The sequence below is a fragment of the Pedobacter nototheniae genome (genome assembly GCF_004335085.1).
Classification (GTDB): Bacteria; Bacteroidota; Bacteroidia; order Sphingobacteriales; family Sphingobacteriaceae; genus Pedobacter; species Pedobacter nototheniae.
On sequence record NZ_RQRS01000003.1, the window covers coordinates 292,625 to 308,171 of the forward strand.

The 15,547-nt window shown below is 34.6% G+C and carries 12 protein-coding genes; 4 read left to right on the forward strand and 8 right to left on the reverse strand.

The window, feature by feature from the left end:
• Positions 1-6: 6 nt before the first annotated feature.
• The 7 genes from EHC72_RS04810 to EHC72_RS04840 form a co-directional block, all read right to left on the reverse strand.
• Positions 7-1,461: a hypothetical protein gene (locus EHC72_RS04810; protein WP_131536529.1), complete on the reverse strand. Its 1,455-nt coding sequence runs from the start codon at positions 1,459-1,461 to the stop codon at positions 7-9.
• 108 nt (positions 1,462-1,569) lie between these two features.
• Positions 1,570-3,354, reverse strand: coding sequence for an OmpA family protein (locus EHC72_RS04815; RefSeq protein WP_131536530.1), 1,785 nt, complete (start codon positions 3,352-3,354; stop codon positions 1,570-1,572).
• Positions 3,355-4,194: 840 nt separating this feature from the next.
• Entirely contained in the window at positions 4,195-4,815 is a 621-nt protein-coding gene (locus tag EHC72_RS04820; protein WP_131536531.1) for a response regulator, read from the reverse strand.
• 42 nt (positions 4,816-4,857) lie between these two features.
• On the reverse strand, positions 4,858-7,707 hold the full coding sequence (locus tag EHC72_RS04825) for a sensor histidine kinase (RefSeq protein ID WP_131536532.1): 2,850 nt from the start codon (positions 7,705-7,707) through the stop codon (positions 4,858-4,860).
• A gap of 117 nt (positions 7,708-7,824) precedes the next feature.
• Positions 7,825-8,403 (reverse strand): methyltransferase family protein, encoded by a 579-nt coding sequence (locus tag EHC72_RS04830; RefSeq protein WP_131536533.1) that lies wholly within the window; start codon positions 8,401-8,403, stop codon positions 7,825-7,827.
• Positions 8,404-8,409: 6 nt separating this feature from the next.
• The gene (locus EHC72_RS04835; protein ID WP_131536534.1) at positions 8,410-8,757 is read right to left on the reverse strand and encodes a TfoX/Sxy family protein; all 348 of its coding nucleotides are present in this window, start codon (positions 8,755-8,757) and stop codon (positions 8,410-8,412) included.
• A gap of 1 nt (position 8,758) precedes the next feature.
• Positions 8,759-9,358 carry a hypothetical protein gene (locus EHC72_RS04840; protein WP_131536535.1) on the reverse strand — a complete coding sequence of 200 codons (600 nt, stop codon included), beginning with the start codon at positions 9,356-9,358 and terminating at the stop codon, positions 8,759-8,761.
• Positions 9,359-9,569: 211 nt separating this feature from the next.
• Here EHC72_RS04840 and EHC72_RS04845 point away from each other — a divergent pair, with 211 nt between their 5' ends.
• Entirely contained in the window at positions 9,570-10,178 is a 609-nt protein-coding gene (locus EHC72_RS04845) for a ribonuclease HII (RefSeq protein ID WP_131536536.1), read from the forward strand.
• Between the two features lie 21 nt (positions 10,179-10,199).
• On the forward strand, positions 10,200-11,402 hold the full coding sequence (locus tag EHC72_RS04850; protein WP_131536537.1) for a glycosyltransferase family 4 protein: 1,203 nt from the start codon (positions 10,200-10,202) through the stop codon (positions 11,400-11,402).
• Between the two features lie 199 nt (positions 11,403-11,601).
• Here the strand turns inward: EHC72_RS04850 and EHC72_RS04855 are convergent, their stop codons facing one another.
• Complete coding sequence (locus tag EHC72_RS04855; protein WP_131536538.1) at positions 11,602-12,012, reverse strand: hypothetical protein; 411 nt, start codon at positions 12,010-12,012, stop codon at positions 11,602-11,604.
• Between the two features lie 223 nt (positions 12,013-12,235).
• On the opposite strand from EHC72_RS04855, the gene gcvT reads away from it, so the two are divergent.
• On the forward strand, positions 12,236-13,315 hold the full coding sequence (gcvT, locus tag EHC72_RS04860; RefSeq protein WP_131536539.1) for a glycine cleavage system aminomethyltransferase GcvT: 1,080 nt from the start codon (positions 12,236-12,238) through the stop codon (positions 13,313-13,315).
• A 72-nt stretch (positions 13,316-13,387) separates the two neighbouring features.
• On the forward strand, positions 13,388-14,104 hold the full coding sequence (locus EHC72_RS04865) for a 2-phosphosulfolactate phosphatase (RefSeq protein ID WP_131536540.1): 717 nt from the start codon (positions 13,388-13,390) through the stop codon (positions 14,102-14,104).
• The last annotated feature ends 1,443 nt before the right edge of the window (positions 14,105-15,547 follow it).

Here is a 15,547-nt window from a genome sequence, read left to right on the forward strand (position 1 = left end):
AAAAAATTATTTACAATTGCATGTTTGGTCGAAAAATTCTACATCACCTATTTTATTTTTAACAGATGATATACCCGGACTAAAGGTATGAGGCCAGCCCGTACAGTTATAATCAATGTATAAATCATTTTTTTGATTTATGCTTGGTAAAACATTATTACCAGCACTACTCATTCCTTGCGCTCCATAAACGAAATTTGGATAAGGACCTGTAAGTAATATAGTAGGCATATAATTTCCTGTGGCCCAAACGATATCGCTACATGCAAAACCCGATTTTTGCTCTCTATTGCTATAATCTACACCACCTGCGGCATTTTTACCAGGTAAATAATTTGCAGGAGGACCAGATGAAAGGGCAGCTCCGGTATAAAAATTATTACCAATATTCCAGGTGCCATTAAAAACATACTCAAACACACCTGCAGCATGTGGATTTCCCCGTTCTGCCAAAAGCATTCTGCCACTGTTAGAAAAAGCAATATCGGTTACTTTGGTTTGTGTGCCTTGAGTTAAAGAAATTTCCTTTTTTATTAATCCACTTGCCACCGTAGCATTGTAAGCACCGCCACTACCAGCGGTTGCATTAAACTCGCCAGTAGCATTTAACTCTACAGACCAAATTTCTACACCGCCTGGTGCTAAGCTATTGGTGATATGTGGTAATGTTGTTAATGCAAAATATACTTTGGTAATGCCATTAAAAGTATACACGCCAATGCCCCACAGTTGTTCTCCAATAGGTGCAATGCCCGCAATTCCATTATCGGGATTAAACGGATCTAAGGTGCTCTTTACTTTCCCCGTTAAAGGATCAATCCGGTAGATTTTTCCATCTTCTAAATTGGTAGCAAAAAGCTGATTATTTTTATAATCGAATGCAATATTACCAATACTATTACCTGGTGATGTAGTAAACCCAGTGCTGGGTATTTGATTGCTGCCTACCGTATTGGCACTAGAGCTATTAAGCGTTGTAACCAGTGCAGTAGTTGTATTAATGGAGGTGTAATTTGTGTAATAAATGGCGGCAGCTCCTGCAGGTCCACTTCCGGATGATATACCAGCAGCCCCGTTGTAGGGCAATATCTGTAAACCATCAAATTTATACACATCTGTAGCGCTAAGATAAATGCCCTTATCATGATCTAAGGCAATTCCAAATATTTCGCCAATTTTATCAGAAGTCCATCCCGATGGAAATATAGATTGCACTCTATTTGGTGCTGCGCTCGGGTCGTTCCAATTATTTCCAACAGGAGCAATAGCATTGTAAAGAGTTTTGTATAAAGTTGCAACCTGATTTTTAGGTACAGTGTTAATATCAGAAGCCATAGTACCCACCATAAAACCTGATGGTTCTTCTTCACTACAATATGCACAAGCAGCTTCATTCTTTTTACAAGAGATAATAACTAAGCAACTGATTATTGAACAAAATATAATTATATAATTTTTCATGTCGATTCTTGTTAAGTATGGTGCGGTATCACAATTATTCAAATGTTTAAGCTTTTTCTCGAAATCATTTCTGCAAATGAATAATTAAAATACAGTTGAGTTATTTTTCTATTTGTTATCAGGACAAATTACCTTCATCTCTGTTCTTCTATTTATTTGATGTTCGGCCTCGGTACATTCCACTCCATCCTTACATCTGTTTAATAATTTGCTTTCACCATAACCTTTGCCTATAAGCCTACTTCTTTCTATACCTTGTGATACGATATAATCTACTGCTGCATTTGCACGATTTTGTGAAAGCGTGTTATTGTAGCTAAAAGATGCTCTTGAATCCGTATGTGATGAAAGTTCAACCTTTACGTTGGGGTTGTCTTTCATAAACTGAACCAGTCGGTTTAAGTCAGGTTTTGCATCCTCCCGGATAAAGTATTTATCCAAATCGTACAAAATATTCTTAAGCACAATAGCTGCCCCACAATCTACTTTTTCCATACACACTTCGAGTTTAATAAACAAGGTTTTCTTTCTATCAAAATCTTTGGTGGTTACCGTTTCAGTTTGCGAGAAGTAATTGTTTTTCTTACCATAAATGTTGTAAGAAACATTTTGGGTTACGTGAAAAATAAATTCTCCATTGGTATCCGTAACGGTTGATTTTTGTTCGGCTATGGTACTATTATTTAAAACAACTGATGCACCACTTAATGGTATGGCGGTATTGCATTGAACTACTTTGCCTTTTAAAATGAAGTTTTCATCACTGTATAAAATTTCTTTTTGTATGCCTCCATTTTCGCGGCATTTTTCAAATTCGCCAATGGCAATCCCTGCAATTTCTAAAGGAACATCATATAATTTGCCTTTTATACCATAACTCTTCGGAAGGATGTTATTAAATACCACAACACCATACGTATTTGTTGTGCCAGTTTGTACAATTTCATTTTTTTCATTAGTTAGTACAACATCAGTATTGGGTAACAGCTCTCTGGTATATTTATCTCTTGCTGTAACCGTAATGCTGCAGCCACAAGTTTGGCAACACTGTGGATAATGACGTTTATTGCATACCGGACATTTGTCAACTTGCTTTTTTTGAGGCTTAAATACTATGCCTGCAAATGCACCAATAGAGCTTATGTTGCACTTACAGGGCTCGGCCCTTACGCTTGGTCCCTGAGTAATAACATCGCCTTTTTCATTCTTTCGATCTATAGAGTAATAGCTTGAAGAGATATTAGCGGTGTTAAAGCCTGGTATAGATGAACCGTTTAATTCTTTTACATTAAAATGCGTTAGATAGTAGGCACCCACATTTATACCAAGAGAAGGGGTAAAGAAATAGTTAAATTGTAATTGAAGTTTCGCTGAAGGAACATTTTTTGCATCGTACCCTGCGTGGTAGTTGAGCAAATATGCCGGGGTGGTAGAGGTAAGTGCTGTAAGCCCTCCCTTTACGGATCCTAACCCACCGCGAAGGTAAAGTTCGGCATCGAAACGATTGTTTGGTTGATATTTAAAGCTAGGGCCAATGCCGTAAAACATTCGTGTAATACTTGCTTCGGTAGTATTGAAGCCTGAAATTGGCAACATAGCAGCGTTAAAAAGATTACTTGTAGGATAAGTGCTTTTTGGTTTGTTTTTAATGTAATCAAAATCTGCACCCAGGCCAATCCAGTTCCAATAATAATTTACTGATGCCCCCAATTCCAACCCACCTTTATAATCAATATAGGGCGTATTATTTTTGTACATCGGCAATATATCGTAGCCTGCCCGGATTGATGCCCTGAAACCAGAGCGATTGAGACTATCAGTAGTGGTGGTTTGAGACCATGCACTTAACGTTCCTACTAGAAAAATAGCGAGAAGGTAGATTGTTTTTTTCATTACATATCTTTTTAGATTTTGCCTACTCTATTTACAGTTTTCGGCTTCGCTGTTTTATTTTTAATGGTAAAATGGCATAGAGAAGTTTACACGCTAATGCCTTATTTTAGATCTGTCAATGGCATTTAGCTTTTAGTCGCATTGCAGTTAAAAGGATGTTTAGCAATTATTCATTCATAATCTTTCGATGAATAGAAATAAACTGATAATACAGCCTTTGAAAGGAAAAGAATGTGTTTGAAATTTTTTGTAGAATTTTTTTCATAATGATCTATTTTAAGTCATTATGAAATTGAATATTTAAGCGATCTTAAAAATCCCTGATTATAGGGATAGAGGAAATGATATAGAGATTAAGAAACTGTTTAAATTTTGTCTAAAAAAATGATCGTCCTTCTGAACTTGTTTCAGAATCTATCTTAAAAGACCCTGAACTAAACGACGTAGTCCTCTTGAAGACAAAAGCAACAATAACTGCTACTGAAAAATTCAGGCTGACGGAGTAAAATATTTAGTGAAAATTTAAACAGTTTCAAATAACCCAAAACAGATTTTCTGGAACTATATGCATCCTTATTATCAACGATAATTTTTACTTTATAAGCTGAGAAATCGATTATAATATGCTTTTAAAAGATCTCCTGTAAACATTTTTAAGCTATAATCGTCACCCTGAATTTATTTCAGGGTCTATTTTGGCGGGAAAGATGCTGAAACAAGTTCAGCAAGACGATCGACTCAGCTAGCGGCTCAAATAACTTGTCTGGAATTATTTAACGTATGCTAATCCTAAAATACGTTAATTAGTGAAATTTAAACAGTTTCTAAGTGTTTTTTAACTTATTTAATGTTTTTATAGAAATAAGCTATTGCTTCCCCCAACGAAGAAATATGAAGCTTTTCATAAATTCTTTTGGTATGCGTATTTATAGTGGTATAACTTACGCCAAGCCGATCAGCAACCATTTTATAGCTTAACCCTTCGGCTAGTAAAGATAAAACTTCATTTTCTTTTGGGCTAAGAGGAGATTTCTTTTTGTCGGGTTTAAAGTAATCGAGTACTTTTTGAGCAATTGCTGGGTTCATGGCTGCACCACCCTCAAATACTTCATCAATAGCTTGTAAAATGCGTTGTGGCTTGTCGTTTTTTAATATGTAGCCACTTGCCCCATTCTTTATGCTCGTAAATATTTTCTCGCTATCATCATAAGCCGTTTGCATTAAAACCTTAACCTCCGGAAACTTGTTTTTAATAAGTTTTAAGCCCTCCAAGCCATCTACTTCAGGCATGTTAATATCCATGAGTACTACATTTGGATAAAAAGTTTCAATATCCTCAATTGCATTTTTACAATTGCTGGCCTCACCAACAAATTTAAGATTATCATTTAAGCTAAGTAACGCTTTAAGGCTATCACGCCGGTCGGTACTATCGTCATAAATAAAAATTCTAATGGACATAATACAAAGCTAATTTATAATATGAAAGGTAACATACCTAAATTAAGGGACAAGCGGAATGATTACAGAAATGGAAGTACCACTTTTTATTGCTGAAGTGATGGCAAATGTACCATTTAATTCTTCGGTTCTTTTGCGCATGTTTGCCAAGCCATTGCCCTTTTTTTCGCAAGGGTTAAAGCCTATTCCATCATCCTGAATAATTAAACTTGCCTGGTTATCTTTAATTTTAAGGCTAATCAATACTTCAGATGAGTTGCTATATTTTACAACATTATTTATTGCTTCTTTTGTAATTAGTACAATATTTTTTCTGGTTGTAATATCTTGTATCCTTTTATTAACCTCAGGATCTATCAATATTTTATAATTAATATTTGTTGCGGATAAAATATCATTGGCAAAGTTTTTTATTCGGCTGCTAATGGTCATAAACTCATCTTTGCCAGGTTTCATGCTCCAAATAATATCACCAATTTTATCGGCCAGGTTTTTGGATTGATCTTCAATTTTATTCAGAATTTTTTTAGCTTGTTTAATATCGGTATTAATCATTTGGTTTGCTACTGCACTGTTTAATTGCAGGCTACTTAACGTTGCACCAATATCATCGTGTAAATCGGCAGTTATTTTTTTTCGTTGCAACTCCAAGGCTAATTGTTGTTCAAAAATTGTTCTTTGTTTTAGCAGTTTTCTTCTGTTAACCCACCAGAAAATTGCTCCGGTAATTAAAATTGCAATAAAGAGCCAAAACCATAAAGCCTTGTAAAAAGGGGTTTTAATAAAGAAATTGATTTTTAAGGTTTGCTTGCTAATTTGATTGTTTACATCTATGGCTCTAATAAAAATGGTATGGCTGCCACTATTTAATTGAATGTTTAAAATATTGCCTTCTAAACTATTCCAGTTCTTCTGGCCATCCAAAGAATATTGTATAGCCTTAAAGTGACCACTAATTTCTATACCAGCAAATTGAAGTGTAATGTTATTCTGATTGCTCTCTAAAGTATAGTTTTGAGCAATAGGAGTATTTATCTGATTTATTTTAACATTGGTTAAAGCTGGTGAAATTTCAAATTTTGGATTTTGATAGTTTGCAGGTATAATAGAAATACCGTTTTCTGTTGCAACATAAATACTATCGTTTTTTATAGCTAAATCATTAATGGTGTTTGATAGTAAACCATCAGTTTTAGAAATGTTATTTATACTGTAATTAAACTTATTTCCATAAAATTTATAGTCAAGCACGGCAATACCTTTTTTACCTCCTATCCAAATTTTGTTTTGGAAGGCTTGCATGCATGTAATGTTTTCGGGTAAACTTGCATTGCCTTTTATGGTTGCAACTATTTTATCATTTTTAAAAACCAGTAAATTTCCACTAAGTGAGCTTGCCCAAAGCGTATTATCTTTAGCGAAAGTTAAAACGGATAGGTTTTCATTTTTAAAGCTAGAACTTAATGGAATAAATGCTGATGTATTATTGGTTAAATCATATTTAAATAAACCTTTAGTACCTATATAATAAATAAACTTATCATTTGCCATTACCAACGCTAAAGCCCGATCGTTATCGCTATTTAGCTTTTTAGTTTTACCAGTATTTAAATTTAAGGCTAATAAACCCGTAATGGTACCAAACACAACTACACTATCATTAACGGCTACAGCAGTTTTTAATAATACAATTTTATTATCCGCTGTAAATATATCTTCATCAGGCTTAAAATTAATGCTATAACCCATATCATTAACCACTACAGTTTTGTTCCCGATACTGATTATTTTCCTTACCCATGCAGGCGATTCCCTTTTGTGGTTTTCGTATTTATTAAGGTGGTTATTATTAATCGTTAAAACTTGCCCATAATAATTCCCCGCAAAAATTTGGTTTTTATTATCTATCGTAATGCTTAAAAAATTAGGTTTAATGTAGTTTGGTGGGAGGCTAATGTTCCTGATTATATTTTTGCTGTAATAAGTTAAACCACCATCAAGCGTACCTACCCATATATTTTTAAATTTATCAACATAGGCGCAGTTGGCGTTAATGTTATTTTTTAGCTGGCTAATAGGAGTAAAGTTTTTTTTGGTATAAACGTATACATTGCCTTTCGGACTTACCAAAGTCATGCTCTGATCAGAAAATTTAAACCACGCAACATTTTCTGGTGTAGTAACAGAATCTACCTGATAAGAAAAGGGTGAAAGACGAATGTTTGATGTTTTATAAATTCTATTCTTAACTGTAAACTGAAAAATATCATTGTGATACACATACCTTCGGGTAAAATTATAATTCGATTTTATAACAATGCTATCTAGTAATTTATTTTTTGAGTAGATATAATTCTTATTGTAGGCGGCGTTATTTATTACACCCGATTGGTATCTTAATTCGATCTGTTTACCATTAATAATTAATTTATCATTTACTTTAGATTTGTATTGATAGTCGGTTATTTTTTTGTTTTTGAAAATAACATAACCCATTTGATTGTAAAACTTTATTGAGCCATCTATTAAATCGGTAGAGCCGAGTAGGGTTTTAGATATTGCATTTAAACACGGGTTGCCTTTAATGGTTACAAAGCTTCCATTAATTTCATCAAAATAAGCCGGAAGCTGTTTATAGCTATTTACCCAAACGTTACCATCGCCATCTTTAAATATCTGGAGTACATCATTAGATGGTAACCCATTTTTTACGCCGAAGTTTTGGAAGTATTTGCCATCAAAGCGAGAAACGCCATTATCAGTTGCTATCCACAAAAAGCCCTTATTATCCTCAACAATATCATAAATATGATTACTCGGCAAGCCTTCATTTGTAGTAAAAGTATTTCGTTTTACATAAAATTGTGCCTGCAAGAAATTATGCAGCCCCATTAAAAGGGTAAATATGAAGAGCGCCTTTTTGATAATTTGATACGTTTGGTTAAATAAAGATAACCAAAAAGTAATAAAGATAATTTTAAGATTAACAGTGCTTTAAATTTCCGTGCACTAGTATAAATAAGGAATTAATCGCTTTGTTTTTTTGCAATATTCAACATATTCATCTCCAAATTCATTTTTCAATACATTTTCCTCAATAGTAATTCTATAAATAAAGGCAATAAAAATTGGTATGCAAATAACAACTAAGCTTAACCAATTTGAAAATGTTATTGCCAAGCCTAAAAAAGCCATCAATACGCCAGTATAAGATGGATGACGAAGCGTTGCATAAAGCCCATCTTGTTTTAACTGCTGATTTTTGGCGATTTGAACATCAACTGTAAATGATTTGCCCAATTGTTGTATAGCTACAAACCTTAATATAAAGCCCAAAATTGCGATCAGCATGCCGAAGTAAAAGAAATAGGGCTGAAAAAACGTAATTCTTGTGCTTTCAAACTGACTTAAATAACCACCCAAAAACATAGATATGCCAATGGTTACCCATAAAATGGTTAAGCTGTTTTTATCGGCTCCATTACTTTTCTGCTCGGCTTTATTTCTTAATTTAATATTCCGATAAATTTCAGTTAGTAAAAAAAGTAACCCAAAAATTAAAGGGAAAAACCTGTTTATAAGTTGCATATATATTTATTTAGTTTGTCTTTTTTTTGATGCCATAGCCAGTGGATTAAAATCTAAAGCAAGGTTTAACCAATAATTTAATTCTTTATTACTTTGTATTACTTCCTCTTCTACCAAAACATAGCCTTTCATCGCTCTTTTACCATGCACCATTTGTGTACAACCATTCTTTTCTACAAGTTCTTCTTCCTGTTCAGGATTAATCCTTAGCATCAGTTCATGCTGTTTTACACCAATACACATTTTATCATCAACCATAAACACCAGACCGCTAAACATTAGTTTTTCTTCTACTTTGGGTAAGTGCATTAAAAACTCGCGAACGCGATCAGCTAATATTTCGTTGTATCTCATGTTAATCGGAGATTTTAAAGGTTGCTGTGCCAGCTTTAATGCCAAGCGATGAAAAGAATCCTCTCAATAAGGCAAATTTCTCTATGCAATTTTCACCTGTTTTAATTTTTCTAGAGCTTGTTCTTTGTCCTAGGCAATCAAAACAGATTTCAATATATTCAATAACTTTGCCCTTTTCATTAAAAAATAAAATTGCGTTATGAGGATCGTAACAGGCACCTTTACTAATTAGAACACCATATTTTTTAGATCTATAGCCATAATTGTAAAGCAAGTCTGTAAGGTTATTTATTTCAGTATCTGACAAATTTCTTTTTTCTTTAACTAGGCTTTTATCCAAAATTCCATTTTTTACAGGTATCTCTCCAGAAATCTCAAATACTGGATTATCGAAAGATATTATTGATATTCTGTTGGTTTTATTAAAGGGGTAAAAGGCTAATCTTTGTTTTTTATTATACAAATTACGATATGCACATATGGAGTTATGTTCCATTAGTTGAGTCTCCTCTTCTAATGATAGATTTTTAAGGGGGCCAAATTGTGCTATTACAGAATGACTAATAAGTAATAGCAATACAGCAACTAATAATTTGCGCATAAATTATAAATGTATAAAATTTACGATAACAATTTAGTCTTTTAATTTCCGTTTCACAAAGTGTAAATATTTCGTTTTGATTTTTTTAAAAACGAAAAAATCAAAACAAGAAAAGGCCCATTTCAGGGTAATAGCGTTAAGGCTTTTGGTGATGAAAAAATATAGACTAAAATTTAAAGCTCCAGAAAGTATAAATATTTAAATTTGCCCTATGTTATTAAATTGCTATCAGCAAGAATTTTTAGAAGCCGGATGTGATGAAGCGGGTAGAGGTTGCCTTGCTGGGCCTGTTTTTGCAGCTGCAGTAATTTTACCTAAAGATTTTTATTTCGAAGGTTTAAACGATTCCAAGCAACTCAATCATAAGCAAAGAGAAAATCTTCGTCCAATTATCGAAAAGGAAGCCTTAGCCTGGGCAGTAGCTTCTGTAGATCATGAAGAAATAGATCGTATAAACATTTTAAATGCATCTTTTCTGGCTATGCACCGTGCCATCGAAAAACTGATAACCCAACCTCAATATCTGGTTATTGATGGAAACCGTTTTAAAGCATATCCGAAAATTCCGCACAGCTGCATTGTAAAAGGTGATGGCAAATATTTAAATATTGCTGCGGCATCAATTTTAGCCAAAACGCATCGGGATGAATATATGGATAATCTTCATGTAGATTTTCCTCATTACAATTGGACTCAAAACAAAGGATACCCAACAATAGCACATCGCAAAGCAGTTATCGAAATTGGTTTATCGCCATTTCACCGTAAAACTTTTAATGTTAGCGATCCACAGTTAGAACTGTTTTCAAAAGAGGCTTAAATTTCGTATTTTCACAGCATTGTGAAGATTTTGTTAATTACTAAGCGGGTTCCCTTTCCGCCAAATAGTGGTTATCCAATTGTGGTTTATAATACCATGAAAGGCTTGCTGCAGCTTGGCGCAGATATTACTTTGTTTAGTATTAACCCCACAAAAGGTAAAATAGATGTAGAAGATATTTACGATCCAATTTTTGATCAGATTAAATTTCATACCTACGATTTGGATACCGAAGTAAATGTTTGGTCGGCATTTTTCAATATTTTCACAAACGAATCTTATAACGTTTCCAGGTATTTTAATGATGATGCAGCGAAACAACTGGAAAGTATATTGCGAGAAAACGCTTTTGATATTATCCAGTTTGAAGGACTTTTTGTTGTTCCTTATTTGGATACCGTTAAAGCAAATAGCAATGCCAAACTAATTTATAGGGCCCATAATATTGAATTTACCATGTGGGAGCGCCTTGCACAGTTAGAAAAATTTATTGTGCGCCGTAAGTATCTGGCTTTTTTAGCGCAACGACTAAAGGCTTATGAAACGGATCAGATTAATAGATTTCATCAAATTTTTGCCATAAGCGAACCTGATAGACAAGATATTTTAAGGTTTGGCTGCGAAATACCCATGACGGTTTTTCCGGTGGCTATTGATTTAGAAAAGTATAAGGTAGATAAAAGTAAAACAAGTTTTCCAACACTTTTTCATTTGGGTGCAATGGATTGGAGACCAAATCAGGAGGGGTTAGAATGGTTTTTGGATGATATTTGGCCCGATATTGAGAAACTGAATAAAGATCTTCGCTTCTACATTGCTGGCAAAAATATGCAGAAACACTTTTTTGAATACGATTCGGAAAATCTGATTGTTGAAGGTGAAGTTTTTGATGCGGTTGATTTTATGAATTCAAAAGCCATTATGATTGTTCCGCTTATTTCTGGAACGGGCATGCGGGTGAAAATTATTGAAGGCATGGCAATGAAGAAATGTATTATTGCCACCACTACAGCTGCCGAAGGGATTAACTATAAACATGGGCACGACATTTTAATTGCAGATTCTGCTGATGAATTTTATCGTTCTATTTTGCAATGCATCATCAACCCTAAAAAGTGGATGGAAATAGGAGATAATGCCCGCGAAAGGGTAGAGAAAGATCATAGCATTCAATTAATAACTTCCAAAATGCTCAAAATTTACGAAGGTCTAATTAGCGCTTAATTTTTTTTTAAAGCAAGCCGTTTGCATCTCACATACAGTTTTTAGTTAAATAAACCCGATTGGAGTGAATCCCGATTTTTCTTAGGGAGAAACAAAAGCGGGGCTACAGTTGCCATAAAATACAGAACCCTTCATTTCCAAATCATTATTATCTGAAAACGAACGGCAGAAATTATTGGCTTAGGCAGTTCTGCCCTTTTCATCCTCGGGATGTTCCGCAGGGTTTTATACTTGCAGTTGAAAGTTTAGAACTTGCAGTAGACAGTTTAGGGTTTGTAGTAGACAGTTTAGAACTAGAAATTGATAGTTTAGAACTTACAGTTGACAGTTTAGAATTTGCAATTGAAAGTTTAGAACTTGCAGTAGACAGTTTAGGGTTTGTAGTTGATAGTTTTGAACTCATAATTAAAAATTTTAAACTTTCAGTAGACGGTATTGGTCTTGCAATTAAACGCTTTAAACTTTCAGTAGATAGTTTTATAATTGTAGTAGGTAGCTTTAGGCTTGCAGTTGCCAGTTTTATACTTTCTGCTGATAGTTTTAGGTACGCAGTTAACAGTTTTGAACTTGCAGTAGGTAGTTTAAGGTTTGCAGGTGATAGTTTTAACATTGCAGTTTGAATCATTATTATCTGAAAATGAACGGCAGAAGTTATTGGCTTACGCAGTCTTGCCGTTTGCTAAATCCTAATAGAAAAAATCGGGGATACCGCTTCTGGTTTATTTAACAGCGTTTGTATAGCTACGCATCTCCATAGCCACCTCGGGCTCCTTTAAAATTAATCTCAAATTTTTATCTTTTTCTTAGTAGTTTTGCGCACAAGAAAATCAAGAATGAAAAATACGGCATTAACAGAAAAACACATCGCTTTAGGCGCTAAAATGGTTCCATTTGCAGGGTATAATATGCCTGTAACTTACGAAGGTATAAACGCAGAACATGCAACTGTACGTAATGGAGTTGGTGTTTTTGATGTAAGTCATATGGGCGAATTTATCCTTAAAGGTGAAAATGCTTTAGATTTAATTCAGCGTGTAACCAGTAATGATGCTTCGAAACTTTATGATGGTAAAGTTCAGTACTCTTGCTTGCCAAATAAAGATGGCGGTATAGTAGATGATCTTTTGGTTTATCGCCTGGATGAGAAAAGTTATATGCTTGTTGTAAATGCATCAAACATTGAAAAAGATTGGAATTGGATTCAATCTTTTAATACCAACAATGTAGAAATGCACAACATTTCTGATAAAACTTCTCTTTTAGCCATTCAAGGGCCGAAAGCTGCTGATGCCTTACAAAGTTTAACAGATGTGGATTTAGCCTCGATGGAATATTATTCTTTCGTTAAAGGTACTTTTGCTGGTATAGAAAACGTATTGATTTCTGCAACAGGTTATACCGGTGCTGGTGGTTTCGAAATTTATTTTGAAAACGAACACGCTGAGGTAATCTGGAATGCAATTTTTGAAGCAGGTGCTGCTTTTAATATTAAACCAATTGGTTTAGGTGCACGCGATACTTTACGTTTAGAAATGGGTTTCTGTTTATATGGTAACGACATCGACGATACAACTTCGCCAATTGAAGCAGGTTTAGGCTGGATTACAAAATTTTCAAAAACTTTCACCAACTCTGAGTCTTTACTAGCACAAAAAGAAGCTGGCATCCAAAAGAAATTAGTTGGTTTTGAAATGATCGACCGCGGCATTCCTCGTCACGATTATGAAATTGCTGATGCTGAAGGAAATGTAATTGGAAAAGTAACTTCGGGTACACAAGCTCCATCATTACAAAAAGCAATTGGAATGGGTTATGTAGCAAAAGATTTTGCTAAAGAAGGTACAGAAATTTTCATCAACATCCGCAACACACCAATTAAAGCTAAAGTAGTTAAGTTTCCTTTTTACAAATAGATAAAAGTATAAAGTATTAGGTAGGGAGATTAAATTTTTAATGCCTGATACTTTATATTCGATACTCGATATATGTCGAAAAAAATAGAAGTTTGTTTAACACCTGCATTGATCGATTTATATGATATTGAGCAAAGCATTGTTGTTGTTATTGATATATTAAGGGCTACCTCATCAATTACTTATGGAATTGATAATGGCGCCAAAGCTATTATTCCTGTAGCAAATGTAGAAGATTGCTTAAACTATAGCGATAAGGGTTATTTATTGGCTGCCGAGCGCAATGGGGAAGTAGTTGCCGGGTACGATTTCGGAAATTCACCTTTCTCTTACACTAAAGATAAAGTTGCAGGTAAAACCATTGTTTTAACTACCACAAATGGTACTAAAGCTTTGCATTTAGCAAATAAAAGAGCGTTTCAGGTTGTAATAGGGTCTTTTTTAAATTTAGATTCGCTTTGCGCTTATTTAAGAGATCAAGAAAAAAATGTGCTTTTACTTTGTGCAGGCTGGAAAGATCAATTTAATTTAGAAGATACTTTATTTGCCGGAGCAGTTGTAAATAGTCTGCGCCAAAATTTTGAGCATTTCGATGATTCTAGCGTCGCCGCTGAGGATTTGTATTTATTAGCGAAGGATAATTTAAGAGGGTATTTGCATAAATCATCCCACAGCAACCGTTTGGCAGAACTTAATATTGAAGATGATGTAGTTTTTTGCTTGCAATTAAATGTTTGTAATGCAATTCCTGTTTTAGAGGGTGAGCGTTTAGTAGCACTTAATAAATAAAGTAATAATTAAATTCAGGCATTAAGAATATTGCTATGCCTGGGCGTAATTGGAAAGGGTTAGCGATTTTAATTAAAGTTAGTTTAGCGATCGCTTAACTCACTAACAAGTCCAAACCACAATCTCTTCGTTAAGCTCTTGATCGGCATGGTCAATTATTCGGGAAGTACAAGCAAAGCTCACTCACTACCTTAAATAGAAAAATTGCGAGCCGACAATTTTTGGTTCTTTTGGTGCCAAAAGAAAAGAAGCCTCCGCGGCAGCGGAAAACATTGTCTTGCCAGACGGGCTTCGTACCTTTTTCTTAACAAAAAGGTACCCAAAAGTCAAGGCTGGCATCCTTTCTTGCATAGCTACATTATAATTCCGACAGCAGTAATATGAGGCTTAGCCCAACACAAAATCCTACGCTCGCTGCATATTCCTTGGGTTATTCGTAAAACGAATTAAGTACAAGAATTATAATGCGCTATTCTGCGAAATGCTGCTATGCCTGGGCGTAATCGGATAATTCAGTAATATAATTTAAAGTTAGTTTAGCGATCGCCTATACTCCCAATAAATCCAAACCACTGTTTTTTAGTTAAGCTCTCCATCGGCATGGTCAATTATTCGGGGAGTACAAGCAAAGCCCATTCACTACCTTAAACAGAAAAATTGCGAGCCGGCACTTTTGTTTCTTTTGGTGCCAAAAGAAGAGAAAGCCCCCGCGGCTAGCGGAAAAAAGAATTGCATCACATTCATAGTATAGTATTAAAACCATATAAGACATTTAAGGCTATCGTTTTTTGCGAAATGAAGCAAGGGGAAAGCAATACCTCATTAAAATCATAATTATCTATTGTTGGGTAAGATTGCTTCGTGCCTCGCAAAGACGGTAATGGTGAGGCTGTACGATGATGAAAGTTTTTATAGCAATATGCTTAATATACTAACAAATCCAAACCACTGTTTTTTAGTTAAGCTCTCAATCGGCATGGTCAATTATTCGGGAAGCAGAAGCAAAGCCTACCCACTAACTTACACAGAAAAATTGCGAGCCGGCAACTTTGCTTCTTTGGTTGCCCAAAGAAGAGAAGCCCCAGCGGCAGCGGATAAAAGAATTATATTAAAACCATATAAGACATTTAAGATCATTTAAGGCTATCGTTTTTTGCTAACTGAAACAAGGGGGAAAGCAATACCTCATTAAAATCATAATTATCTATTGTTGGGTAAGATTGCTTCGTGCCTCGCAAAGACGGTAATGGTGGCGGCTATACGATGATGAAAGTTAGTTTAGCGATCGCCTAACCAATTAACAAATCCAAACCACTGTTTTTTAGTTAAGCTCTCAATCGGCATGGTCAATTATTCGGGAGGCACAAGCAAAGCCTATCCACTAACTTACACAGAAAAATTGCGAGCCGGCAACTTTGCTTCTTTGGTTGCCCAAAGAAGAGA